This window comes from Bradyrhizobium sp. STM 3843, from assembly GCF_000239815.1.
In the GTDB taxonomy this organism is placed as follows: domain Bacteria; phylum Pseudomonadota; class Alphaproteobacteria; order Rhizobiales; family Xanthobacteraceae; genus Bradyrhizobium.
In genome coordinates, this window is the sequence record NZ_CAFK01000031.1 from 17,948 (window position 1) to 43,151 (window position 25,204).

22 protein-coding genes are annotated in these 25,204 nt (G+C 63.8%); 11 read left to right on the forward strand and 11 right to left on the reverse strand.

What is annotated here, in order from left to right; all coding sequences use genetic code 11:
• Positions 1 to 193 precede the first annotated feature (193 nt).
• Positions 194 to 757 (reverse strand): peptidylprolyl isomerase, encoded by a 564-nt coding sequence (locus BRAS3843_RS04565; protein WP_008967563.1) that lies wholly within the window; start codon positions 755 to 757, stop codon positions 194 to 196.
• A 68-nt stretch (positions 758 to 825) separates the two neighbouring features.
• Positions 826 to 1,320 carry a pantetheine-phosphate adenylyltransferase gene (gene coaD, locus BRAS3843_RS04570; RefSeq protein ID WP_008967564.1) on the reverse strand — a complete coding sequence of 165 codons (495 nt, stop codon included), beginning with the start codon at positions 1,318 to 1,320 and terminating at the stop codon, positions 826 to 828.
• Between the two features lie 184 nt (positions 1,321 to 1,504).
• Here coaD and BRAS3843_RS04575 point away from each other — a divergent pair, with 184 nt between their 5' ends.
• The gene (locus BRAS3843_RS04575; RefSeq protein WP_008967565.1) at positions 1,505 to 1,756 is read left to right on the forward strand and encodes a hypothetical protein; all 252 of its coding nucleotides are present in this window, start codon (positions 1,505 to 1,507) and stop codon (positions 1,754 to 1,756) included.
• A 72-nt stretch (positions 1,757 to 1,828) separates the two neighbouring features.
• Here BRAS3843_RS04575 and gyrA read toward each other — a convergent pair whose 3' ends face one another.
• Together gyrA and BRAS3843_RS04585 are read right to left on the reverse strand one after the other, a co-directional pair.
• Positions 1,829 to 4,594, reverse strand: a complete 2,766-nt coding sequence (gene gyrA, locus BRAS3843_RS04580) for a DNA gyrase subunit A (RefSeq protein ID WP_008967566.1) — start codon at positions 4,592 to 4,594, stop codon at positions 1,829 to 1,831.
• Between the two features lie 303 nt (positions 4,595 to 4,897).
• Positions 4,898 to 5,782, reverse strand: coding sequence for an SDR family oxidoreductase (locus BRAS3843_RS04585; protein WP_008967567.1), 885 nt, complete (start codon positions 5,780 to 5,782; stop codon positions 4,898 to 4,900).
• A 111-nt stretch (positions 5,783 to 5,893) separates the two neighbouring features.
• Between BRAS3843_RS04585 and BRAS3843_RS04590 the strand changes: the two genes are divergently transcribed.
• From BRAS3843_RS04590 to BRAS3843_RS04600, 3 genes are all read left to right on the forward strand, one after another.
• Positions 5,894 to 6,745 (forward strand): helix-turn-helix transcriptional regulator, encoded by an 852-nt coding sequence (locus BRAS3843_RS04590; RefSeq protein WP_008967568.1) that lies wholly within the window; start codon positions 5,894 to 5,896, stop codon positions 6,743 to 6,745.
• Between the two features lie 486 nt (positions 6,746 to 7,231).
• Entirely contained in the window at positions 7,232 to 7,528 is a 297-nt protein-coding gene (locus BRAS3843_RS42000) for a hypothetical protein (RefSeq protein ID WP_083841310.1), read from the forward strand.
• 594 nt (positions 7,529 to 8,122) lie between these two features.
• Positions 8,123 to 8,965, forward strand: coding sequence for an enoyl-CoA hydratase-related protein (locus tag BRAS3843_RS04600; RefSeq protein ID WP_008967571.1), 843 nt, complete (start codon positions 8,123 to 8,125; stop codon positions 8,963 to 8,965).
• Positions 8,966 to 9,726: 761 nt separating this feature from the next.
• Here BRAS3843_RS04600 and argC read toward each other — a convergent pair.
• Both argC and BRAS3843_RS04610 read right to left on the reverse strand, forming a co-directional pair.
• Positions 9,727 to 10,704 (reverse strand): N-acetyl-gamma-glutamyl-phosphate reductase, encoded by a 978-nt coding sequence (gene argC, locus BRAS3843_RS04605; protein ID WP_008967573.1) that lies wholly within the window; start codon positions 10,702 to 10,704, stop codon positions 9,727 to 9,729.
• A 330-nt stretch (positions 10,705 to 11,034) separates the two neighbouring features.
• Positions 11,035 to 11,943 carry an AraC family transcriptional regulator gene (locus tag BRAS3843_RS04610; protein WP_008967574.1) on the reverse strand — a complete coding sequence of 303 codons (909 nt, stop codon included), beginning with the start codon at positions 11,941 to 11,943 and terminating at the stop codon, positions 11,035 to 11,037.
• Between the two features lie 111 nt (positions 11,944 to 12,054).
• On the opposite strand from BRAS3843_RS04610, the gene BRAS3843_RS04615 reads away from it, so the two are divergent.
• Positions 12,055 to 12,807: an SDR family oxidoreductase gene (locus BRAS3843_RS04615; RefSeq protein ID WP_008967576.1), complete on the forward strand. Its 753-nt coding sequence runs from the start codon at positions 12,055 to 12,057 to the stop codon at positions 12,805 to 12,807.
• Positions 12,808 to 12,975: 168 nt separating this feature from the next.
• On the opposite strand, the gene BRAS3843_RS04620 is transcribed toward BRAS3843_RS04615, so the two are convergent.
• The gene (locus BRAS3843_RS04620; protein WP_008967577.1) at positions 12,976 to 13,467 is read right to left on the reverse strand and encodes a single-stranded DNA-binding protein; all 492 of its coding nucleotides are present in this window, start codon (positions 13,465 to 13,467) and stop codon (positions 12,976 to 12,978) included.
• 473 nt (positions 13,468 to 13,940) lie between these two features.
• Between BRAS3843_RS04620 and BRAS3843_RS04625 the strand changes: the two genes are divergently transcribed.
• The 5 genes from BRAS3843_RS04625 (at position 13,941) to uvrA (ending at position 20,928) form a co-directional block, all read left to right on the forward strand.
• Complete coding sequence (locus BRAS3843_RS04625; protein WP_008967578.1) at positions 13,941 to 14,693, forward strand: outer membrane beta-barrel protein; 753 nt, start codon at positions 13,941 to 13,943, stop codon at positions 14,691 to 14,693.
• Between the two features lie 205 nt (positions 14,694 to 14,898).
• Positions 14,899 to 15,630 carry an outer membrane beta-barrel protein gene (locus BRAS3843_RS04630; RefSeq protein ID WP_008967579.1) on the forward strand — a complete coding sequence of 244 codons (732 nt, stop codon included), beginning with the start codon at positions 14,899 to 14,901 and terminating at the stop codon, positions 15,628 to 15,630.
• Between the two features lie 292 nt (positions 15,631 to 15,922).
• Positions 15,923 to 16,684, forward strand: coding sequence for an outer membrane beta-barrel protein (locus BRAS3843_RS04635; protein WP_008967580.1), 762 nt, complete (start codon positions 15,923 to 15,925; stop codon positions 16,682 to 16,684).
• A 288-nt stretch (positions 16,685 to 16,972) separates the two neighbouring features.
• Complete coding sequence (locus tag BRAS3843_RS04640; RefSeq protein WP_008967581.1) at positions 16,973 to 17,626, forward strand: outer membrane protein; 654 nt, start codon at positions 16,973 to 16,975, stop codon at positions 17,624 to 17,626.
• Between the two features lie 317 nt (positions 17,627 to 17,943).
• Positions 17,944 to 20,928 (forward strand): excinuclease ABC subunit UvrA, encoded by a 2,985-nt coding sequence (uvrA, locus tag BRAS3843_RS04645; protein WP_008967582.1) that lies wholly within the window; start codon positions 17,944 to 17,946, stop codon positions 20,926 to 20,928.
• A 98-nt stretch (positions 20,929 to 21,026) separates the two neighbouring features.
• Here uvrA and BRAS3843_RS04650 read toward each other — a convergent pair whose 3' ends face one another.
• The gene (locus BRAS3843_RS04650; protein ID WP_008967583.1) at positions 21,027 to 21,341 is read right to left on the reverse strand and encodes a hypothetical protein; all 315 of its coding nucleotides are present in this window, start codon (positions 21,339 to 21,341) and stop codon (positions 21,027 to 21,029) included.
• 413 nt (positions 21,342 to 21,754) lie between these two features.
• On the opposite strand from BRAS3843_RS04650, the gene BRAS3843_RS04655 reads away from it, so the two are divergent.
• Positions 21,755 to 22,441 (forward strand): HAD-IA family hydrolase, encoded by a 687-nt coding sequence (locus BRAS3843_RS04655; protein ID WP_008967585.1) that lies wholly within the window; start codon positions 21,755 to 21,757, stop codon positions 22,439 to 22,441.
• 224 nt (positions 22,442 to 22,665) lie between these two features.
• Here the strand turns inward: BRAS3843_RS04655 and BRAS3843_RS04660 are convergent, their stop codons facing one another.
• From BRAS3843_RS04660 to BRAS3843_RS04670, 3 genes are all read right to left on the reverse strand, one after another.
• A complete protein-coding gene (locus BRAS3843_RS04660) occupies positions 22,666 to 23,577 on the reverse strand; it encodes a hypothetical protein (RefSeq protein ID WP_008967586.1) in 912 nt (303 codons plus the stop codon).
• 242 nt (positions 23,578 to 23,819) lie between these two features.
• The gene (locus tag BRAS3843_RS04665) at positions 23,820 to 24,374 is read right to left on the reverse strand and encodes an SRPBCC family protein (protein WP_008967587.1); all 555 of its coding nucleotides are present in this window, start codon (positions 24,372 to 24,374) and stop codon (positions 23,820 to 23,822) included.
• Between the two features lie 180 nt (positions 24,375 to 24,554).
• Positions 24,555 to 25,204 (reverse strand): UPF0149 family protein (locus tag BRAS3843_RS04670; protein WP_035980824.1); only part of this gene is annotated, 650 nt, incomplete at its 5' end.

Below are 25,204 nucleotides of genomic sequence, written 5' to 3' on the forward strand. Positions count from 1 at the left end.
CGAACGAGGGAACTTAATGCCCGCGGGCGTGCAATCGCACCGGCCCCTCTTTCGATAAATGGCATTGTTGGCGGGCGTACCAAGAGCCGAGACGCTTGGCAAAGATTTCGTTAAACGCGCAGCGCCGGTTCGGTTCCAACCGGCGCTGGCGAAGACTGCGACATCGCCTCACCGGCGGTGCCGTCTGTCGCGATCACTTCACGTCGGAAGCGACCTGGACTTTCACCATCTTGTCGGGATCGGTGACGCTGCCGGACGAGGAGCCGGGCGGCGCCTTCTTCAGCTTGTCGACCACGTCCATGCCCTGCACGACCTCGCCGACCACGGTGTACTGGCCGTTGAGGAAGGCGGCGTCGCCGAAGCAGATGAAGAACTGCGAATTGGCGGAATCGACGCTGTCTCCGCGCCGGGCCATGCCGACGGTGCCGCGCTTGAACGGCACGTTGGAGAATTCCTGCTTCAGGTTCGGATATTTGGAGCCGCCGGTCCCGTTGAAATTCTGGCCATCGCCGGTCTGGGCCATGAAGCCGTCCATGACGCGGTGGAACGGCACGTTGTTGTAAAAGCCCTCCCGCGCGAGCTGCTTGAGGCGCTCGGCATGCTGCGGCGCCAGGTCGGTACGCAGCTTGATGACGATACGGCCCTTGGTGGTGTCGATGACAAGCGCATTCTGCTTGTCGAGACCGGCCGGCAGCGACTGCGCCAGGGCGGGCACCGCAAAGACCAGGGCGAAGACAAAGGCGATAGCTCGGATCATGAAAACTCCGGGGACATGCAGGGCGGAAAGTCGGTGGCGCCGCTCATCGCAGGCGCCCTCGCAGCGCATCACTGAAACTTGGCTTTGAGGCTGGCTGCGACGGAGGGCGACACGAAAGACGATACATCGCCGCCCATGGCAGCGATTTGACGGACCAGTGTGGCGGCGATCGGGCGGGTCTCGAGCGAGGCCGGCACGAACACGGTCTGGATACCAGGCACCATGGCGCTGTTCATGCCGGCGAGCTGCATCTCGTAATTCAGGTCGGTGCTGTCGCGCAGGCCGCGGATCATCAGGATCGCCCCGGCCTGTTGTGCAGCCGTCACCGTGAGATTGTCATAGGTCGTCGCCTCGAAGCCGCAGGACGCCTGCGCCGCCACTGGGGCGAACACCTCGCGGACCATGGCAAGCCGCTCCTCGGTCGAGAACAGCGGCTTCTTGCTGGAATGGACTCCGACGGCGACGATCAGCTGGTCGCAGAGGTGGACGGCCTGGCGAACGACGTCCAGATGGCCGTTGGTGACGGGATCGAACGATCCTGGATAAAGGGCGATACGCGGCATAAGCCCCTCCTATACCCGCCGGAAACGGCCGGCAAGCCGGCCTTTGTTTCATCGGATGGCGGCCGATGAAACAAAACCTTGATGTAATGAAACCATTTCGCGGTTTTCGCGAAGGGATCTCGAAACCAGCGCCCAGTATGCAAGTCCCAACACGCTAGGCCAAAGGCCGAGACAGGGGACCGTCATGCTCAAAGCGCTTTCTGCCATCGCGGTGGCCGCGTTCGTGGCCGCCGCGCTCACCATTGTGCCGGGTTTCGAGGTCGAAGCCAGCGTGCCGCAGCCTTTGGCCAAGGGTGACCGGCTCGACGTCCACCCGATCGGGCGCGATTGCTCCGAGCAGGCCTGGCCGAATTTCGAGGCCTCCTGCCTGCGCCGCGCCGGGACCAAGGCGGTGGTCCGCGACGCTCGGATCGTGGCTGTCCACAGGCCCCAGTGACGGCTTGCGACTAGCGAGTAGCGAATAGATTGGCCATATGTCCCTATTCGCTAATGCCTATTCCCTCATTCGCTACTCACTACCTGCCTGATCGCCACCCTGGTCGCCCTGGCTGCTGCCATTCCCGCCATTCTCGGTGTCTTCCCCGATATGCTCGACCGAGACGACCTTCTCGTCGTCGGCGGTATTGAACACGATCACGCCCTGGGTCGAGCGGCCGGCAATGCGGATGTCCTCGACCGGACAGCGGATCAGTTGGCCCTTGTCGGTGACCAGCATGATCTGGTCGGCGTCCTCGACCGGGAATGAGGCCACCAGCTTGCCGTTGCGCTCGTTGACGGACATCGCCACGATGCCCTTACCCCCGCGGCCGGTGGTGCGGTACTCGAACGACGAGGTCCGCTTGCCATAACCGTTCTCGCTGATGGTCAGCACGAACTGCTCGGCCGCCGACATCTCGACATAACGCTGCTCGCCGAGCTCCACGGTCGAGCCCGCCGCGGCATCCTCGGTCTCTGTGCCGGCCTCCTCCTCGGCCCCGCCGCGGCGCACGGCGCTGGCACGGCGCAGATAGGCGGCGCGCTCTTCGGAATCGACCTCCATGTGGCGCAAGATGGACAGCGAGATGATCTTGTCGCCTGACGGCAGCGCAATGCCGCGCACGCCCATCGAAGTACGCCCGGTGAAGACGCGGACCTCGTTGACCGCAAAGCGGATGCATTGCCCGCCGGCCGCGGTCAGCAGCACGTCATCGCGCTCGGTGCAGATCTGCACGTCGACGATCTCTTCGCCCTCGTCGAGCTTCATCGCGATCATGCCGGAGCGGCGGACCTCGACGAAGTCGGACAGCTTGTTGCGGCGGACGTTGCCGCCTGTGGTGGCGAACATCACGTCGAGATTGGCCCAGGAGGATTCGTCCTCCGGCAGCGGCATGATCGTGGTGATGCGCTCGCCCTGCTCCAGCGGCAGGATGTTGATCAGCGCCTTGCCGCGTCCGTTGGGGGCCGCGACCGGCAGCCGCCAGACCTTCTCTTTGTAGACCTGGCCGCGCGACGAGAAGAACAGGACCGGCGTGTGGGTCGAAGCCACGAACAGCCGGCTGACGAAATCCTCCTCGCGGGTCTGCATGCCGGCGCGGCCCTTGCCGCCGCGGCGCTGGGCGCGATAGGCCGACAGCGGCACGCGCTTGGCGTAGCCGGCATGCGACACCGTCACCACCATGTCCTCGCGCTGGATCAGGTCCTCGTCTTCGACCTCGCCTTCCTGCTCGATGATGGTGGTCTTGCGCGGGGTGCCGAACTCCGCCTTTACGGCAGCGAGCTCGGTCTTGATGATGTCCTGGACGCGCGCGCGTGAACGCAGGATGTCGAGATAGTCGTTGATCTCGATCTTGAGCTTGTCGAGTTCGTCGGAGATCTCCTCGCGGCCGAGCGCGGTGAGCCGCTGCAGCCGCAGGTCCAGGATCGCCTTGGCCTGCTCCAGCGACAGCCGGATGGTCCCGTCCTCGTTGAGCCGATGCCTGGGATCGTCGATCAAAGTGATCATGGCCTCGACATCGCGGGCCGGCCAGTCGCGCGACATCAGCGCGTCGCGCGCGGTCGCCGGATCAGGCGAGGTCCTGATCACGCGGATGACCTCGTCGATATTGGCTACCGCAACAGCCAGGCCGACCAGGATATGGGCGCGGTCGCGTGCCTTGCCGAGCAGATATTTGGTCCGCCGCGTCACCACCGTTTCGCGGAAGGCGATGAACACCGTCAGGAGATCCTTCAGGTTCATCGTCTGCGGCCGGCCGCCGTCGAGCGCCAGCATGTTGGCGGCGAAGCTCGTCTGCAGCGGCGTGAACTTGTAGAGCTGGTTCAGCACCACGTCCGGAACCGCGTCGCGCTTGAGCTCGACCACGACGCGATAGCCTTCGCGGTCGGACTCGTCGCGGAGATCGGCGACGCCCTCGATCCTCTTCTCGCGCACCAGTTCGGCGATGCGCTCGACCATCGTCGCCTTGTTGACCTGATAGGGGATCTCCGAGATGATGATCGCCTCGCGGTCCTTGCGGATCGTGTCGATCGTCACCCTGCCCCGCATCACGATCGAGCCGCGGCCGAGATGATAGGCGGAACGGATGCCGGCGCGGCCAAGGATGATGCCGCCGGTCGGGAAATCCGGTCCTGGAATGATGTTAGTCAGTTCGTCGATAGACAACGCGGGATTGTCGATCAGCGCGACACAGGCGTCGATCACCTCGCCGAGATTGTGCGGCGGGATATTGGTCGCCATGCCGACCGCGATGCCGCCGGCGCCGTTGACTAGCAGGTTCGGAAACTTGGCCGGAAGGACCGACGGCTCCTTGTCGGAGTTGTCGTAGTTCGCCACGAAATCGACGGTGTTTTTGTCGATGTCGTCGAGCAGCGGGATCGCCGCCTTGGCGAGCCGCGCCTCGGTATATCGGTAGGCTGCGGGCGGATCGCCGTCGACCGAGCCGAAATTGCCCTGGCCGTCGATCAGCGGCACCCGCATGGAGAAGTCCTGCGCCATGCGGACCATGGCGTCGTAGATCGACTGGTCGCCATGCGGGTGATATTTACCGATGACGTCGCCGACCACGCGGGCGGACTTCACGTATTTCTTGTCCGGCGTATGCCCCTGCTCGTACATCGAGTACAGGATGCGCCGGTGCACCGGCTTCAGGCCGTCGCGCGCATCGGGCAGCGCCCGCGCCACGATCACGCTCATCGCGTAATCGAGGTAGGAGCGTTTCATCTCGTCGAGGATGGAGACGGGGCGAATATCGGAAGGGCCGCCCGGCTCGCCGGGCTTCTCATCTTCAGTGTCGGACAATGGGGGATCCGGTCAGTTTTGCACGCGGAAATCGCTGCGACTCATATAGCGCATCAGGTCGCCGCAAACCACCCCCGAGCGGTTAATCGAAGCGCTTTTTCTCTTCGATTTTCCAGCGACTTAGGCCCCCTCGCCCGACCCCGAATGCGTTAACCTGCGGCAGATATCCCCGGGAGCCGTTCTGTCCTGCGCGCAACGTGCGACATGACGCAGGATTGCCGCATAAAAGAAGCCCCGCACATCCGCGGGGCTTCCCAAGCACATGCTGGCCACGACCGGTCAACGGTTCAGCGAGGGATGATCTCAGTAGCGCATCTGCTCGAGGTCTGCGATCAGCCCTGGGCCGGTCGGGCGCCAGCCAAGCCGTTCTTGCGTCTTCGCGCCCGAGGCCCACAGATCCATCGCGACGAACATCGCCATCCAACCGAAGTGGTCCTGTGCTTCTGCCGGCGACAGCGACTTCACCGGCAGGTCGAGCCCCTTGCCGAGGAGCTCGGCAATCCGACGCGCCGGAATCCCCTCCTCAGCCACCGCGTGGTAGCGCGCACCGGCTTGGCGCTTTTCCAATGCGAGCCGGTAGACACGGGCGACGTCGGTGACGTGGGCCGCAGGAAAGCGATTGCTGCCGTCACCGACATAGGCCGACACGCCCTTGGCGCGGGCGATCTCCACCAGCGGGGTGATCAGCCCCTGCTTGACCGTATCGTGCACCTGAGGAAGGCGTACCACCGAGACGTTGACGCCCTTTTCGAGCAGCGCATTGCCGGCGATTTCAGACGCCGAACGCGGGTTCGGGTGGCTGGTGTCGAAAATATCCTCGTCCGCGGGCTTGCCCGGCCCGGCGCTGCCCATGCCGGTGCCGGAGGTGATGAGCAGCGGCCGGTCGGAGCCTTTCAGCACGGAGCCCAAAGCGTCGATCGCGCGTCGGTCCTTCTCGCAATTGGCGACGAAGTTCGAGAAGTCATGATCGAAGGCAACGTGGATCACGCCATCGGCGTTGGCGGCGCCGCTGCGCAGGCTGTCGAGATCCTCGAGCGTCCCGTGATGCACCTCGGCACCGGCGGCTGCCAGACGCGTCGCGCCCTCGTCCGAGCGGGTCATCCCGATGACGTGATGACCAGCCTGAAGCAGTTCCGGCACGATCCGCGAGCCGATGAAGCCGGTCGCACCAGTGAGAAAAACACGCATGAGAGTCTCCAATCGATGTCGGCGATGGTGTTCGCCGACGCATGATTGGGCTAGGTCTTCATCCTGTTAAAGACGTGAGATTATCCCGGTATAATGGGTAACAGGCACGGCATGAGCGACATCACCGACAATCTCCTCGGCAACTATCTCAGAGATCGCCGCATGCGGCTCGATCCGGCCGCGTTCGGTTTTTCCGGTCGGCGACGAACGCCGGGCCTTCGCCGCGAGGAGGTGGCGCAGCGCGCCAACATCAGCGCCACCTGGTACACGTGGCTGGAGCAAGGTCGCGGCGGGGCGCCCTCGCCTGAAGTGCTGGACCGGATCGCAAGCAGCCTGATGCTGACTGAGCCGGAGCGCGAGCATCTGTTCATCCTGGGTCTCGGCCGGCCACCCGAGGTCCGCTACAAGCCCTTCGAAGGCGTCACGCCACGGCTGCAACGTCTGCTCGACAGCCTCGAGATCAGCCCGGCGCTGATCAAGACCGCGACCTGGGATGTCGTCGCCTGGAACAGGGCTGCTTCTGTGGTGCTGACCGATTTCGGCAAACTGCCGCCGGCCGAGCGCAACATTCTTCGTCGCATGTTTTTCGACCCGCATGTCCGGAATGCGCAACATGATTGGGAAGGGCTAGCACGTTTCGTGGTCGGCGCGTTCCGGGCGGACGTGGCCCGCGCTGGCGCCACTTCCGAAGTCACGCAACTGGTCGACGAACTGTGCCGCACCAGCGCCGAGTTCAAGGCGCTGTGGCGTGAGAATGACGTTCTCGGGCATGGGGAGGGGGTCAAGCGCTTCAACCATCCCACGCTCGGCCCCATGGAGCTGGAACATTCCTCCTTCGCTGTCGACGGACGGCCCGATCTCAGCATGATCGTCTACAATCCGGTCGACAGCGCCCTGGCCGATCGCATTCGCGCGATCGTCAAGTCGCAGCGACCCTCGAGCCGCAGGCAAGCTGCCGAGTAGGACGTGGACTCATTGGCGCTGGTTAAAGCGAGTGGATGAAGGCGAGCTGGTTGGCGCAAGACCTAGAAGAATAAGGCGGTCATTCACCCGCGGCACGCCGTACCGCTTGTTCGGTAACATCAGCTTGATGGCAGCCTCCCGTAGCTGAGTTCGTAGCGCATGATTCTGGTCCCCAGTTTGGGAGCTGAATCACGAATTGGCGGGAGGCTCAACGTGAGGCCGCCAAGGAGGCGTTTAGACGATATGCGCCCGAAAGCAGACGTATGATGTCCACACCAAGTTTCGTCGAGTTTGACTCTGAGCAGTCATCGCGGTGTCAGATTTGCTGTGATGCAAAACAACGATGCCGTTCCACAAAGGTAAGGCCTCGACGCCATTCTGGGCGACGCATTCGAAGTTAGTTCCTATTGATCCAGATCAACGGTGAGACGCAAGGCGCCGTATCACCGTTATGTTTGGATCGTCGCCCTACAGGGAGAGAACAACATGACAAGAAATGCCAAGCTTCTTGGATTGATCGTGTCTGCTGCGTTCTTGACGGCAGCTCCGTTGTCGCCCCATTTCTCGCCCGCGAAAGTGCTATCCGTATCCCTTGACCGTGCTGAGGCCAGAGTTGGCCGACCACTCACACCGATGAGCGTAGCAGGCGTTCATCGCAGGGTGCATCGGCGAGCTTACTATGGTGCTGCAGCAGCGGGAGCTGCGGCAGCAGGAGCCGCAGCTTACGGAACGTATGGCTACCGGAGGGCCTGCGGATACTATCCACATCCGCCCTGCTATTGAGGCTCGTCGCTGCCTTGACTATGGCATAGACGCACTCGACGAGTGTGCAAAGCTGCGGCTGCGTTCATCAGCGACGTGAGACCCATCTCGGATCATCCGGTCTGCGGCGGACGTGTCCGCTATCAGGGATCAACGGAAGTAAGCTGCTCGTGAGCTCGAAGGCCGCGTCTGGACCCAAAGCGGACTTGGCGGACCGTTGAGCGTCATCCATGCCGTTCCAGAGTTGGGCATGGCAGCGCCGCCCTGAAACAGGCCAGCTTCGTGCAACCGCAGCACGCGAAGGGTCCGGAGCCGAAGTCGAAACGTGAGGCTTCAAGATACGAGATCGGTCATCGAAACTCTGTCGAATACCGCGAGACGCCGCGGCATTTCAAATATGCACGATCGCCTGTCTCAGGTGGGCCCCATCTTAGACATGATCATTGACATCCATTTTGCACCACCCTCAAGATGATCTGGGCATGAGCTGATCCGTACTGGGATTCCTACTCATCGCGCGCGGCTATCGGCTCGCCGCTAGAGCAAAATCCTCCGATCGACAGTAACCGTTTTTCAGCGATGGTCGCGCTGCGGCTCAAAACGGAAATGACATCGATGACATCACAGACCGACGAAGCTGCACAGTCTACGCTGATGACGGACGTTCCTTACGGTCAACAGACGAAGATCACGGTCGAGCGAAAGGGCCATATCGTATTGATCGGCGTCAATCGGCCCTACATCGACAACCGGCTTGATCCGGAGGCGACTGAAGCCCTTGCGAGAGCCTACTTCGATTACGATCGGGATTCGTCGCTCCGAGCTGCAGTTTTGTTCGGTCATGGCGATCGCTTCTCCAGAGGGGTCGATGTCGACGCCTACAAGGCACTCGCCCAGTCTGGAAAAAAGATGATGGATGGGCCCGGCTTCATCGACCCTCTCGGGCGGACCGGACCAGCGCTCAAGAAGCCTTTGGTTGTCGCGGTCCATGGCGACACGTGGAATATGGCGCACGAGATCTTCCTTGTCGCGGACATACGCGTGGCCTCTGATGACACGGATTTTGGTCAGGACGAGAACACGCACGGCCGTTTTCCCGGAGGCGGCGCAACTGTTCGCTTTCCAAGAGAGGCCGGTTGGGGAAATGCGATGCGATTCATTTTGACAGGCGATCATTGGGATGCGAGGGAAGCGCTCCGAATGGGAACGGTTCAGGAAGTAGCCCCGAACCGCGATGCAACTCTTGCGAAGGCTGTTGAGATCGCCAACAAGATCGCCGCATGCGGTCCTCTCGGCATCGAGACGTCCCTGGCCTCTTCCCGTATGGCGGTCGATGACTCCGAGACGGCACTGGCCTCGCTCGACGAGCAATATCGAGCACTGCTCACGACCCGGGATTTTCAGGAAGGCCGTCATGCTCAAGCACAAGGGCGTCCACCCAATTTCGAGGGACGTTGACAGATAAAGCGCGACGAGAGTGAGGAGACCCGGGCCACAATTGCCGGGCGGCGGGGAGCAGCGCACCAGCAGGAATGCCGGCAGCGCCGCATTCGTTTCAGGCATTAGCCGTCGCGCGATGTTGTCACGAACGAACGGGCGGCGTGAGGGTGTTCGAATGCCCGCTTTTTGGCCAATCTGCGACTCTCGAGAATGTCCGCTCTTGGGCCGCTGTTGGGGGTTGATCGGACATCAATCATCCAAGCGCTTCATGAGTACATGCTCTAGCAAGCGCCTTCGCGAAGACAGCTGCGCTGCGCGGCTTCCCGCCCGTATCCTTGGCCATCGATCGGCAAGAACGGGCCGAAACAAATGATTAAGCCTTGCCCTGAATCGTTCGCGCATAGCGGGCCGGTGCCACGCCGGAGTGACGGGCGAAGGCAACGCTGAAGGCGCTGGCCGAACCGTAGTTGCCCTGCTGCCGTAGCTCGCACCGAAGTGGGCGTTATCGAACAGTGCCACCGGCTGGGCAACCGCGGCCTTCTACGGCGCATACATGTTGGCCATTCCCGTGCTGATCACGCTCACCGACCGCATCGACCCGAAACGAATCTATCTGCTCGGAGTCGGCTTGACCGCGTTCGGTCATTTGGTGCTCGGTATGTTTGCCACGGGATTTGTTTGCCGGACACTCACCAGCGTCGGTTGGGCCGGCACCTACATGACCGGTTTGAAGCTGTTGGCCGACGCAAACGACGGACTATACGGACGCGCAAAAGATCTCACGGCCAAACAGGTGCGCCGTCCAGCCCTGCGGTTTCTGGCAGGCCGCAGATCAGGTTCGCATTCTGCACCGCCTGACCGGCCGCTCCCTTGCCGAGATTGTCGACCACGCCCATCGCGATCACCAAGTTGCGCTCTGGATCGGCCGCATAACTGACGAACGCGAGGTTCGAGCCGGTAGCCCATTTGGTCTGCGGCGGCTTGTCGGTCACGCGGACGAACGCCCGCCCGGCGTAGAAGCGCCGGGCCGCGTCCAAGCACTGGTCCGTGGTAGCGCGGCCGCGGCAGTAGATGGTGGCGAGTACGCCGCGAGTCATCGGCACCAAGTGTGGCGTGAACACCAGCCCGGCCGCGCTGCCGCCACTCAGCCGCTCGATCGTCTTGGCAATCTCGGGCATGTGGACGTGCTTGAGCAGACCGTAAGGCAGCAGGTTCTCGTTGCTCTCGGCGTAGCCGAACTTGCTGTCGGCGCCGCCCCGGCCGGCACCGGAGATGCCGGTCTTGACGTCGATCACGATGTTGCCAGGCTCGATCAGCTTGTTGACCAGCAGCGGCGCCAGCGCGTTCAGCGTCGCCGCGGGAAAGCAGCCGGGGTTGGCAACACGGATCTGCCCCTCGATCTCGGCTGGCCAGACGTCGGCCAGGCCGTACGCCCAGCCTTCGACGTAGCGGTGGTCGCCGCCGATGTCGACGATCTTCACGTCCCTGGGGACGCGCGCCAGCGCCTCGGCCGAGGCGCCCGTGGGCAACGACGCGAACAGCACGTCAAGCTTCGGCAGGGCGACAGGGTCCCACTTCTCGATCACCAGCTCGGCCAGCTTGGCCGGCACACCAGGGAAGCGGTCCACCAACCGGCTGCCGGCGCTGCCCTCACCCGCAGCATAGACTAGCTCGAAAGACGGGTGGCTCGCGACCAGGCGCATCGCCTCGCCGCCGCCAAAACCGCTGATCCCCACAATGCCGACGCGAATGCTCATTGTGGTGTCCTACTGCTGGAGTGAGAGAAGCACAAGTTCTCATCGAACAATGGCGCAACCACTACTCTTGAGGAGAATTTCTGCAACTCATCGGAAGCTGCCGACGGTCCGCATGCAGCAGCGACAGCAATTGGCCGATCCGCGACGTTGGAGAATGTCCGCTCTTGGGCCGCTGTTGTGAGTTAATCGGACATCAATCAACCAGGCGCCACATGAGTACATGCCCTAGCAAGCGCTTCGCGAAGACAGCCGCTGCTTGCGCGGCTTCTCGCCCGTCTTGGCGGCGTCGATTGGCGATGACGGACCGAACCAATGACTAAGCCTTGCTGACTAAGCTTTGCCCTGAATCGTTCGCGCATAGCGGGCTGGCGCCACGCCGGAGTGACGGGCGAAGGCAACGCTGAAGGCGCTGGCCGAGCCGTACCCCACTCGCTCTGCCACCTCGTCGATCCCGAGTTCGCGCTCACGCAGCAGCTGCTTTGCCAGTGCCATGCGCCATGCCTGGAGATACTGCATCGGTGGCAAACCCACGGTGCGACTGAACCGAGCGAAAAAGGCCGAACGGGACAGAGCCGCTTCGGCGGCGAGCTCCGCCACCGTCCAGGGATGTTCGGGCCGCGCGTGCAATGCGCACAGCGCCGCTGCGAGGCGCTCGTCGGCAAGTCCCCTGGAGAGGCCCGGTGACGCCGCGGTTTCGGCTCCGCACCGCAGGGCCTCGATCAGCAGCACCTCCAGCAGCCGCTCGAGAACGAGTTCGCGTGCTGGACGTTGCGCGCGGGTCTCGTCGCTGACCAGCTGCATCAGCGTGACGAGCCGGGACTGGCCGCGTGCCAGCACCATCTGCGGCAACAAGGGCACAAGCAGATCGGCATTCGGCGAGCCGAAGCTGCAGTGCCCGATGCGCATGCGCAGGTCGGCCGGTCCATCCTGGCGACCGACGCGGACATGGCCGTTGCTCACCTGCCTCGGGACACTGACTGAGCGGCCGGCAGGCGGATCCAGACTTTCGTTGATCAGATCGCGCATGGCGGGAACGAGCACGAAGTCGCCGGCCTGCAGGACCATCGGCGGCTGCCCGTCGACCGCGATACGACACCGCCCGTCCAGAACCGCACAGTAGAACGGCTCCCCGGTGGCCTGACGATGGATGCGCCACGAGCCGGCGCACTCCACCAGCTTGGAGAGGCGAGCCGCCGGCTGCAGCAGGGTGACAATCTCAGCGAGCGGATCAACGGTCATGGCAGGAGGGTCATGGCAGGACTGACGCTAAAGAAGCAGGGACGCTCGATTATAGTAAGTCTTGAGCGCGATCTCTAGCAATGGGCCATTCCGTTTTCCGAGGAGGCTCTCATGAATACCGTCTTGATCACCGGCTGCTCGTCCGGATTTGGCCTGGAGACCGCGAGGCTGTTCCTCGAGCACGGTTGGAACGTCGTGGCGACCATGCGCACGCCGCATCAGGAGCTGCTGCCCTCCTCCGAGCGGCTGCGCGTGCTGCCGCTTGACGTCACCAATTCCGACAGCATCGCCCAGGCGGTGAAAATTGCGACGCCAATCGACGTGCTCGTCAACAATGCCGGCTTCGGCGCACCGGCGCCGGTCGAACTGACGGCGGCGGACACTGTGCAAGCGCTGTTTCAGACCAACACGATCGGCACGCTCGCGATGTGCCAGGCGGTGCTGCCGCAGTTTCGCAAGCGGCGCGCAGGCGTCATCATCAATGTCACCTCGTCCGTCACGCTCAAGCCGCTGCCGGTCGTCGGGGTCTATCGGGCGAGCAAGGCAGCGGTGAATGCCTTCACTGAATCACTCGCGGCAGAGGTGAGCCCGTTCGGAATACGGGCGCATCTCGTGCTGCCGGGCCGTTCGCCCGAGACGCGCTTCGGCGACAATGCCCGCCCGCACTTGCGCGGTCCGGAGAATCCCGACTATGCGCCCCTGATCGAGCACTTCGTCGCGAGCGTTCGCGACAGCTCCGGTCCAGTCACCCATGCAACTGATGTGGCCAGCGCAATTTGGCGGGCAGCCACTGATCCAGCTGCGCCGTTCCGGCTTCCGGCCGGCGCTGACGCCGAGGCCTGGATGGCAGACGCGGACCGATGACTGAAACTGCGAGATCGGGGCGACGGGTGATTGCGGTCTAAGCCGGCGATCAGTTCAGTCCCAACAGATCGGCACAACCGCGTTGACCGGCCAACACGATAAACATGGATGATGGGCAAAACCTCGCGCGAAGGCGCGAGGTCTGCCGTCGTCTCAGCTGTGAATCGATCAGAACGGAATGTCGTCGTCCATGTCGCTGTTGCGTCCGCCGCCGGCCGAAGCAACCGCGCGGCGCGGCGGCGCCATCGACGGACCGCTGCTGCCGAAATCACCGCCGGGCTCATCGGCGAAGCTGCCGCCACCGCCGCCGCGGCCATCGAGCATGGTCAGCGTCGAATTGAAGCCCTGCAGCACCACCTCGGTCGAGTATTTCTCGACACCGCTCTGGTCAGTCCATTTGCGGGTCTGCAGCGCGCCCTCGATGTAAACCTTGGCGCCCTTCTTCAGATACTGCTCGGCGACCTTGCAGAGCCCTTCGTTGAAGATCACGACGCGGTGCCACTCGGTCTTTTCCTTGCGCTCGCCGGTGGCCTTGTCGCGCCATGTCTCCGAGGTCGCGATGCTCAAATTGGCGATCGGCCGACCGTCCTGGGTACGCCGGATCTCGGGATCCTTGCCGAGATTGCCCACCAGAATCACTTTGTTCACGCTTCCCGCCATCGCACTCTCCCGCGGTTCGAATTGCTGGACCGGTGTCCACGCCGGCCTGTCGGCATGCGGTGGCTCATCCCTTCCTCGTCGGCGGACCCTATACGCTTGCCGGCCGGGTCACCCGCCTTCTCCTAGCTTATCCACATATAGCAGCCGCGGCGAGATGTTCCAGCTTTGTTCGTCGCCTGTGTTAGCAATCGTGCGTTGAGTTCCGCCCAAAACGGAGTTGATCAAGGTTCCACTTCAGGGCGGAGAGGCGGGTTCCAGGCATGCCAGAGAAACTCAAGCAGTATCATTAACTTATGCTAGTTTCCAGCGACCGATTTCACGGCCTCTATGTGGCTTTTGGGCGACAGTCTTTTTGGTTGAATCACGTATCCTGCTCAAGGAATGACAAGCCGCTTCGGCGGTCGTGCTGATCTGTTACTGGGCGCTTTTCGGGGGGACCGATCATGAAAGCGCGCGATGCGGGAGAACTTCCAATGAAAAAGATTATGCTTGGAGCTGTAAGCCTGATTGTCCTGGGACTGGTCACGCCCGCGAGCGCTGCCGATCTCGCTGCACGTCCCTATACCAAGGCGCCGCCAGCGCCTGCTCCCCTGCCCCCGACCTGGGCCGGGTTCTACATCGGTGTGCAAGGTGGCGGCGGCTGGGGCCGTACCAAGGAGACATTCTTCGGCGCGCCCAACACTGTGGGCTTCCTTGGCACACAGAACTACGACACCTCCGGCGGTTTCGTCGGTGGTGTGGCCGGCTACAACTGGCAGTTCGGCAACTACGTGATCGGCCTCGAGGGCGACTATCACTGGTCGGATATCAACGGCCGCTCGGCCGTGATCAACCCGGCGCTGGGCTTCGGAGATACCTATTTCACGAAAATACGGAGCTTCGGCGATATCAAGGGCCGCCTGGGTTGGGCGACCGGGCCTGCCCTGCTCTTCATCAGCGGCGGTGCCGCTGTGGGGGATCTGCAGCATCGGTATGATGCCGGGCTTAATCCGCCGAGCTTCGTCCAGAACGATTGGCGGTGGGGTTGGACTGTCGGCGCAGGCGGCGAATACATGTTCGCTCCGAACTGGTCGGCCAAGCTCGAATACAACTTCATCGATTTCGGCCGAAGCACGATCCAGTTCTCGCCGGTCGTGACCAACCGCTCCGAGTTCAAAGACACCGTCCACACCGTCAAGGCCGGTATCATCTGGCACTTCGGCGGCCCGGTTGTCGCCCGCTACTGATCACACAGCACACGCAACTCGCGCAAAAGGCCGGCCTCTGCGCCGGCCTTTTCATTTGGCGCCGGCTTGGTCGACGGCTGGCGCTTGCTCAGCTGTTGTGGCATTTCGGTGACGGCATGTCGCAGGGAAAGCGGCTATAGAACGAGGGCGTCGGGGGGCGTTGGTGAGTGTGCGTGCGGGCGTCGGAAGGGATTTGGGGACTGCGATGCGAGGAATGCTGCTGGGGGCGGCAACCCTATTGGCGCTGGGGGCAGCGCCGGCCATCGCAGCCGATTTGCCCGCGCGCACCTACACCAAGGCGCCAGCCATGGTGGCCGCGATCTATGAATGGGGCGGGTTCTATGCCGGCCTGAATGCCGGCGGCGGCTCCGCTCACAGCTGCTGGACCAACACCGCGGCCGGAGCCTCCGAAGGCTGCCACAATGCCACCGGCGCCCTGGCGGGCGGCCAGATCGGCTATCGATGGCAGAGTGGCGGCCTCGTGTTCGGTATCGAAGCACAGGGCGACTGGGCCAACCTCAAGGGCAGCAATGCCAGCCAGGTCGTGGCCGCGACGACCAATCAGACCAAGATGAATGCCGTCGGCCTGTTCACCGGCCAGGCCGGCTACGCCTGGAACAACGTGCTGTGGTACGTGAAGGGCGGCGCAGCGGTCACTTCCGATAAATACAACGGCCTCACGGCGGCGACAGGCGTGTTCGATCGCGCCAGTGACACGCGCTGGGGCGGCGCCATCGGTACCGGCATCGAGGTCGGCTTCGCACCCAATTGGTCGGTGGCTGCCGAGTATGATCACCTCTTCATGGGCAACCGCAGCGTCGGCCTCACCAACATTCCCGGAGGCGCCGCATCCCGCGGGGAGACCGTCGGCCTCGACGCCGACATGGCGACCTTGCGCGTGAACTACCGCTGGGGCGGTCCGGTCGTCGCCAAGTAGTAATAAGTACTAACAAACACTCAAGCCGCTCCTCATCCATCCGAAAGCGGCGAGCACAAACCTCCGCGATTCCTGCAGATTTCTCATCCAGATTTCCTGGCCGGCGGGCATGCGCCGGCGGCGGCGCCTGCGCGCTTACCAAACCTTAAGCACGATCAGCAGCTTCCGGTCGATGCAGCGCGCCGGTGACAGCTTTGGAAAGCTCCCATCGCTACAACTTTGCTCCAGCCACTCGGGGTGGGTCCGGACCGGTGGGGTCCGGCAACGAGGATCAATGGGACTGGAGACAACAATGAAGAAGATGCTGTTCTTGACTGCAGGCGTTGCGGCGCTCGGAGTAGCACCTGCATCCGCCGCCGACCTGGCTGCGCGCTCTTATACCAAGGCGCCCGCCTATGTGACGCCGCTGCCGAGCTGGGCCGGCTTCTACATCGGCCTCAATGGCGGCGCCGACTGGAGCCGCAATTGCTGGACGCTGAACAGTGTTGCCGGCGTGCCGCTGGCGGCCACTCAGTCCGAAGGCTGCCACAACGCCACCAGCGGCCTGGTCGGTGGACAGGTCGGCTATCGCTGGCAGGCTGCCAACTGGGTGTTCGGCGTCGAAGCGCAGGGCGACTGGACCGACCTGAAGGCATCGAATGCGAGCACGGCCGCGTCGGCAGTCGGCATCACCAATCAGACCAAGACCGACGCGATCGGCCTGTTCACGGTCCAGGGCGGTTATGCCTGGGACAACGTGCTCTGGTACGTGAAGGGCGGCGCGGCCGTCACCCACAACAAGTACCGCGGCTTGGCCACCCTGACCGGCGCCGAACTCGATTCGGCAAGCGAGTCGCGCTGGGGCGGCACCGTCGGCACCGGCGTCGAATATGCCTTCGCCCCGAACTGGTCGGTGGCGGTCGAGTACGACCACCTCTTCATGGGCAGCCGCGACATCAACTTCCCCGCCACCGCGTTTGCCAACGCCCGCACCGATACGATCAAGCAGAGCGTCGATCTCGCAACCGTGCGCGTCAATTACCGCTTCGGCGGGGCGGCGTTGACCCGATACTGATCTGCCGCGCGGCGCGATCGAACCTGAAGGCCGGCCCTGCGCCGGCCTTTTTATTGTCTGTGACGACCGCGTTTTTCCGGACACAGCTGGAACAAGTGGTTGAACGGCCACCTCTTTTTGAATCGGTTCCCAAATCCGTGCTTTCGCCCCGACTGTGGCTCTGAGGTGACGGTATTTCGCCCAGACCTCGGTTATGAGGGCCTCGTCAATCTGAACGGGTACGTTCTGGTCGCGTGACAGGACTTGCAGGCGCGGCGAGAGCGACGAGGAAGAATGGGACTGGAAATCATGAAGAAACTTCTGCTGACGACTGTGGCCTTTGCCGCACTGGGAATGGCTCCGGCCGTCGCCGCCGATCTCGCCGCGCGCACCTACACCAAGGCCCCGGTTATGGCCCCGCTGCCGACCTGGGCCGGCTTCTACATCGGCGCGATGGGCGGCTACGCCACCACGGACAATGGCGGCATCCTCAGCCCGAAGGGCGGTTTCGCGGGCGGCACCTTGGGCTACAACTGGCAGACCGCAAACTGGGTGTACGGCCTTGAGGCCGATGCCGCCTGGGCCGACATCAACGACTCCGTTGCGGGCGTTGTCCCCGGCTTCGGTGCCGTCAGCGTCGGAAGCAAGGTCGATGCAACCGGTACGGTCCGCGGCCGCCTCGGCTACGCTTTCGGCAACGTCCTGCTGTACGGCACCGCGGGTTACGCCTGGGCCGACAACAAGATCACGCTATCCGCGCTCGGCGTGGGCGCGTCCGACTCGCAGTTCCTGAGCGGCTGGACCGCCGGCGCTGGCGCCGAGTTCCTGATTGCTCCGAAGTGGTCGATCAAGGCTGAATACCTCTACAAGAGCTTCGGCGGCAAGACCTACTTCAACGGTGCGCTGCCGACCGGCGACCTCAACCTGCACACTGTGCAGGTCGGCGTGAACTACCACTTCTAAGACCGACGGGCCTTCTGGGCCACCTGCAAAGCCTCCGCTCCCGCGAGCGGAGGCTTTTTCTTTACCGCTCCTGCTCTTGTGCTCTTGGCACCTGTTCGGCGCCGGCCTGCTGACAGGCGCTGCCATTCCGCCTGCGCATTGTTGATGATTCGATTCGCGCACTGGAAATTCGCCGCCGTTCTTCCTACGTTCCTAGCCTACCTTTCTCCTTTGGCGTCCGATGGCCGGTTCCCGGCGGAGCGCGCCTGAACCGAAAGGCGCGCTAGTGTGCGCGCCGCCAACAATGGCGCTGGACCGGCGCCGTGGGACGAATCGCGATGGATGAAGTGCTCAAGGCCAAGCAGCGTGCGCAAGCCAATCAGTCGAGCCTGCGCGCCATCACCATCAGACGCGCGCGCGAGCACAATCTCAAGAACATCGACGTCGAGATTCCGCGCGATAGGCTCGTCGTTTTCACCGGCCTGTCCGGCTCCGGCAAATCCTCGCTCGCCTTCGACACGATCTATGCCGAGGGCCAGCGCCGCTACGTCGAGTCGCTCTCGGCCTATGCGCGCCAGTTCCTGGAGATGATGCAGAAGCCGGACGTCGACCAGATCGACGGCCTGTCGCCTGCGATCTCGATCGAACAGAAGACGACATCGAAGAACCCGCGCTCCACCGTCGGCACCGTCACCGAGATCTACGACTATATGCGCCTGCTCTGGGCGCGCGTCGGCGTACCCTACTCGCCGGCGACCGGCCTGCCGATCGAGAGCCAGACCGTGTCTCAGATGGTCGATCGCGTGCTGGCGCTGCCGGAAGGCACGCGGCTCTATCTGCTGGCGCCGGTCGTGCGGGGACGCAAGGGCGAGTACAAGAAGGAGCTCGCGGAGTATCTCAAGAAGGGCTTTCAGCGCGTCAAGATCGACGGCACCTTCCATGAGCTCGCCGAGGCGCCGACGCTGGACAAGAAGTTCCCGCACGATATCGACGTCGTGGTCGACCGCATCGTGGTGCGCTCCGATATCGGCCAGCGGCTTGCGGAAAGCTTCGAGACCGCGCTGAAGCTCGCGGAGGGCTTGGCGGTGATCGAGTTCGCCGATGCGCCCGCCTCCAACGCGCCGGCCGAGGAGAAGAAGAAGACCGCCAAGATCCACGACAAGAGCGGACCCGAGCGCATCCTGTTCTCGGAGAAATTCGCCTGCCCGGTCTCCGGCTTCACCATCCCTGAGATCGAGCCGCGGCTGTTCTCGTTCAACAATCCCTACGGCGCCTGCCCCGCCTGCGGCGGGCTCGGGGTCGAGCAGCATGTCGACGCCGACCTTGTCATTCCCGACAAGGAGCTGACCTTGCGCAAGGGCGCGATCGCGCCCTGGGCCAAGTCGTCTTCGCCCTATTATCTGCAGACCCTGACGGCGTTGGCCAAGTTCTACAAATTCACCCTCGACACCAAGTGGAAGGAGCTGCCGAAGAAGGTGCAGAACGCGCTGCTGAACGGCTCCGGCGACGACGAGATCAAGTTCACCTATGAGGACGGCATCCGCTCCTACGACACCAAGAAGCCGTTCGAGGGCGTCGTCACCAATATCGAGCGCCGCTTCCGCGAGACCGAGAGCGAATGGGCGCGCGAGGAGCTCGGCAAATATTTCAACGACGTGCCCTGCGCCGCCTGCAACGGCTACCGGCTCAAGCCCGAGGCGCTGTGCGTCAAGGTCGGCACCAAGCATATCGGCGAGATCAGCGAACTCAGCGTGAAGGCGGCCGGCGAGTGGTTCGCGAAAGTACCGGAGAGCCTCAACGCACAGCAGGCCGAGATCGCCGCGCGCATCCTCAAGGAGATCCGCGAGCGCCTCACCTTCCTGCTCGACGTCGGTCTCAACTATCTGACCCTGTCGCGCTCCTCTGGTACCTTGTCCGGCGGCGAGAGCCAGCGCATCCGCCTGGCTTCGCAGATCGGCTCCGGCCTGACCGGCGTGCTCTACGTGCTGGACGAGCCCTCGATCGGCCTGCACCAGCGCGACAACGCCCGCCTGCTCGACACGCTGAAGCGGCTGCGCGATCTCGGCAACACCGTGATCGTGGTCGAACATGACGAGGATGCCATTCGCCTCGCCGACTACGTGCTCGACATCGGCCCCGGCGCCGGCATGCACGGCGGCAACATCGTCGCCGAAGGCACGCCGGCCGAGATCATGCGCAACCCGAAATCGCTGACCGGCAAATATCTCACCGGCGAGCTCGAGGTCGCCGTGCCGGAACGGCGGCCACCGAACCATCGCCGCACCATCAAGGTGGTGAATGCGCGCGGCAATAACTTAAAGAACGTCTCGGCCGAGATTCCGCTCGGGCTGTTCACCTGCATCACCGGCGTGTCCGGCGGCGGCAAGTCGACGCTATTGATCGACACGCTCTACAAGGCGATCGCGCGCAAGCTCAACGGCGCCAATGAGGCGGCAGCGCCGCATGACCGCATCGAGGGCCTGGAACATATCGACAAGATCATCGACATCGACCAGTCGCCGATCGGCCGCACGCCGCGCTCAAACCCCGCAACCTATACCGGCGCCTTCACGCCGATCCGCGAGTGGTTCGCGGGCCTCCCCGAAGCCAAGGCGCGCGGCTATGAGCCCGGCCGCTTCTCCTTCAACGTCAAGGGCGGCCGCTGCGAGGCCTGCCAGGGCGACGGCGTCATCAAGATCGAGATGCACTTCCTGCCCGACGTCTACGTCACCTGCGACGTCTGCAAGGGCAAGCGCTACAACCGCGAAACCCTGGAGGTGCTGTTCAAGGGCAAGTCGATCGCCGACGTGCTCGACATGACGGTCGAGGAAGCTGCCGAGTTCTTCAAGGCGGTGCCGCGCGTGCGTGAGACCTTCAACACGCTGCACCGGGTCGGGCTCGACTACATCCATGTCGGCCAGCAGGCCACCACGCTGTCCGGCGGCGAGGCGCAGCGCGTCAAGCTCGCCAAGGAATTGTCCAAGCGCGCCACCGGGCGCACCCTCTACATCCTGGACGAACCGACCACGGGCCTGCATTTCCACGACGTCAAGAAGCTGCTGGAGGTGCTGCACGAGCTGGTCGCGCAGGGCAACACGGTGGTGGTGATCGAGCACAATCTCGAAGTGATCAAGACCGCGGACTGGGTAATCGACCTCGGCCCCGAGGGCGGCGACGGCGGCGGCGAGATCGTGGCCTGGGGTCCGCCCGAGGACATCGTCAAGGCGCCGCGCAGCTACACCGGGCAATTCCTGAAGCCGGTGCTGGAGAAGTCGGCCAAGCCGAAGAAGCGCAGCGGATCGGCGAGCGAGGCGGCGGAGTAAATACAAGGCTACGGGGCAAACAGCCCACCTCGCAACGACAAACCCGCCGCGCGATCACGAGCCGCGGGTTTGTTGCATGATGTTAGTTCAGGCCGATCTTACCAGCGCTGATAGCGGTACACGCCCGTGACCGTGCCGTTGTTATTGCCCTGCGGGCCGACATCGCCCTGGGTCGAGCTCGGCGTCGGGTGGTTGGTGCCGTTACCATAGCCGCCGTACCAGCCCCGGCCACCGTAATACATCGGCTGCGGCGGAACGGCGTCATAGCTGTAGGCCGGACCGGCCGCGTAGCCCGGCCCGGGTCCCCAAGCCATCGAATCTCCGTAGCGGGCATAACCTTGCGCGAACGCGCCGGCGGTGCCGGCGATCAGAGTTGCGGCCGCCACTGCAGCCATTTGGATCTTGCGTTGCATGTGCACGCTCCCTTGCTTCAAGTCGGTGGTAAACTACCGCACTGCGGGAGGGTTCCGTTTTCGGCCGATCACCAAAAAGATGTGAGCGAATGTGATGGACCGCGATCATGGATCTGACTTCACCACGTGAGATTGCGTGACCAGCCGCAACGCATGCTGTCGTCCCGGCCTTGTGCCGGACCCATAGCCACCTCTGCCGATCTGCAGGTGCTGGAGCGACATCTCACAATTCCGAGAGCCCGGGGGCTACGGGTCGCTGCTTTCGCAGGGACGACACCGGGCCTGCGGCAATAGCTGCGCACGACTACGGCAAGGCTCAACTGACATTTGAGAGCCACACCAAGTCTTCTGAGAGCCACACCAAGTCTTCGGCTTGTCACTGCAGACGCGCTAACGTAAGCCTCAAGTAATTCATGCGCTACTCCCTCGTCATCTTCGATCTCGACGGCACGCTGGTCGACAGCTTCCCCTGGTTCGCGCGCACCGTGAACCTGGTCGCCGACCGCTATCGCTTCCGCCGCGTGCAAGACGGGGACGTGGAGCGGCTTCGGCACGCGTCGACCCGCGAGATTCTCGACTTCCTGCAGGTGCCCCGCTGGAAGCTGCCGCTGATCGCACGGCACATGCGCAAGCTGAAGACCGCTGATGCCGCGACCATTCCGCTGTTTCCCGGCGTCGACACCATGCTCGCCGCGCTGGCGGCCAATGGCGTCGCGCTGGCATTGGTTTCCTCCGACACCGAAGCCAATGCGCGGCAGAAGCTCGGGCCGCTTGCCGCCTTGTTTGCCGATTTCGACTGCTCCGCCTCGGTGTTCGGAAAGGCGCAGAAGTTTCGCCGCGTGCTGAAGCGTGCCCGGCGCGATCCGGCGCAGGCGATCTCGATCGGCGACGAGACCCGCGATATCGAGGCCGCGCGCGCCGCCGGCATCGCTTGCGGCGCCGTCACCTGGGGCTATGCGGCGCGTCAGGCGCTGATCGACCGCAAGCCGGATCTGGTGTTCGAGCAGATGGAGCAGATCGCGGAGGCGGTGGTCGGACTTCGCCCTAGCGATCAAGACCTGCGACAACGCTCCGCTGTCGTCACCCGCGAAGGCGGGTGACCCAATACGCGACACCGTCAGCGTTCATCACGGCTGTCTCGGCGTACCGGGTGCCCGCCTGCGCGGGGCACGACAAGCTTACCTGGACGGACACGCGTAGTTGCACCGTCATTCCGGGGCAGCCCGCAGGGCTGAACCCGGAATCTCGAGATCCGGGTCTGGTCTCACCGGCCCGCGCGATGCGCGGCCCGGTCAGACCATCCCGGAATGACCGCAGGAAACCCTCACCGCCGCAGGAATACCCCGAACGCACGCGGGCCGTCACCGACCTTGACCTCGCCGACAACCTTCAACTCGGCAACGTCGATAATGCTGAGCGTGTTGCTCTCCCAATTCGCGACGATGATGCGCTGACTGTCCGCGGTCGCCTCGATCCCTTCCGGATAGTCGCCGACGGAAATGCGCTTGAGCGGCTTAAGGCTCGCCAGATCGAACACGCTGACGGTCCCGTCATACTGGTCGGTGACGAAACCGCGCCCCTGCGCCAGCGCCACCGCATAGGGCCGCAAGCCGACCTTCACGCGCCCGACCTCGCTGTTGTCAGCGAGATCGATCACCGAGACATCGTTGGAGCCGACGTTGGCGGTGTAGGCGCGCCGGCCCTCGGGATCGATGGTGACGCCGAACGGCCGGGTGCCGACCTTGATCACGGCCTTGCGCTCGCGTGTGGCCGTGTCGATCACCGACACGCTGTCATCATCGCGGTCCGCTGACAGCAGCAGCTTGCCGTCCGGCGTGACCGCCAGCCCCGAGGGCGAGGCGCCGACCGCGATGCTCGCGACCACGGCCCGCGCTTTGGGATCGACGACGCGGATCGCCGCCGCGTACCAGTCCGCGACATAGACCGCAGCTCCGTCAGGCGGGACGGCGATGCCGAGCGGCCCGCCACCGACCTCGATCCGTCCCGTCACCTGCCGTGCCGCCGCATCGACGATGCTGACGGCCTTGTCGTCAGGACTGGTCACATAGGCAAACCGCCCGTCACGCGCCACTGCAACCCCGGCCGGCTTGCCACCGATCGGGATCGTGGCCAGCGGCCGCAGGCTGGCGAGATCCACAATGGTCAGATCATCGCTGAGCTGGTTGGTGACGAACGCTTCCTCCGCCCGCGCCGCGGTGCTCCAGGCGAACACCATCGCGAGCAGTAACGCTCGAATAGGACTTAATAGGTTGTCTTCGCTGCGCCAGTGGTTTCGGTGCAACCTCGCCCCGCCTGCGGGGAGAGGTCGGATTGCATCGCCAGATGCAATCCGGGTGAGGGGGTACAGGTCTAACGACCTCCACTGAGGGCGCGTCTGCCCCTCACCCCAACCCTCTCCCCCGTGAAGAACGGGGAGAGGGAGCGCACTGCCGACTGGGCGATAACACCCCTTCCAAGCTAGCTTCCGCTCTCGACCTTCTTTTTCAATCCGTCGAGCCCGTCGTGATAGAGCCCGGTCACGGCATTGATCGCGGCCTCGTCGTTCAGCTCCGGCGGCGGATCGTTGTTGGGAAAGCCGCGGTAAAAGGCGCCCGCCCATTCCACCAGGCTGCCCTTGCCGTCCGCACTCGGCGACACGGTGATGGTCGACGAATAGTTGGTCACCGGCAGCACCTTCACGTCGACAGCCGTGATCCGGTACGAATAGCTCATCTTCTCGGCGTCGTACTTATAGAGCTCCTCGTCGACCGTGGCCCCGCCCTTCAGCGTCAGCCGCCTGGTGGCGCCGATCTCGTTGCCCTTGTCGCCCTCGGTCTTCTCGACCGGGCCGAGCCAGCTCATGTCCTGGAAATTGCCGATCACCGCCCACACCTTGGCCGGAGCGGCGTTGATCTCGACCTGCTGCTGCACCTTGCGCCGGGTCGGGCCATGCGCCCAGGCCGTGTTCAATGCGGTCGTCACCACCGCAGCTGCCGTCAAGGCCACAACGGCCCCGGCGATCGTCACCCTCATGTCGTTTCCTCAATCGTTCTTGTTGCCCAGCGCCAGCGCGGCGCAGTCGTTGCACAGGCTACTGTTCATTGTGGCGGCAAACAAGACGGTGTCGTGGCGAGCCCGGAACGGCCGATCCGCCCTACAGCCGGTCAGGCGGCGCCTGCTCGGAACACCGGCGCACTCCGTGCCGCTCTCCGCTCAATTCGCTCCGCAGCAGCGCTTGTACTTCTTGCCCGAACCGCACGGGCACGGCTCATTGCGCCCGACCTTCCGCGCAGTCGCGAATGGATTGGGCTGGTCGGCCAGACTGCTTACCGGCGCCGGCCTGCTCAGCCGATGCGCATGCAAGGTGATGACCCATTGCGGGATCAGCATGGGCGCCTGCTGGGTCAACCGCGTGAGCTCTTTGTCGGGCAGATCGTGGTTCTCGCCGGCGATGTCCGCCAGCATGAAGAGCCCCGCCAACGCCGCGGTCGCATCCTCCCCGACATCGAGAAGCTTGGTCCACGCGGAACGACGCAGATCGATCGCACGCATGAATCCGTCAATCCACAGCTCCCAGAGCACATCGCCATTGCTCTCATCGATCGGAAACAGTGGCCGATACTCCTCCGGATGCTCCGCCAGCGTCATCGCGATATCGTTGTAGTAGTCCGTGACCCGGCCGAGGATGTCGTTGGCATGATCGATGGTGTCGAACACGGACGTGCGTCCGCCGGTCATGCCAAAGGCAGCCGCGAACCATTCGCTGACGGGAATCGTTTCGGGACAGACCAGCAGGCCGGCGATGAAGCCGTCGAGCTCTTCGAGCACCATGGCGCGGTCGTCGAGCGCCAGCAGCGCCTGTT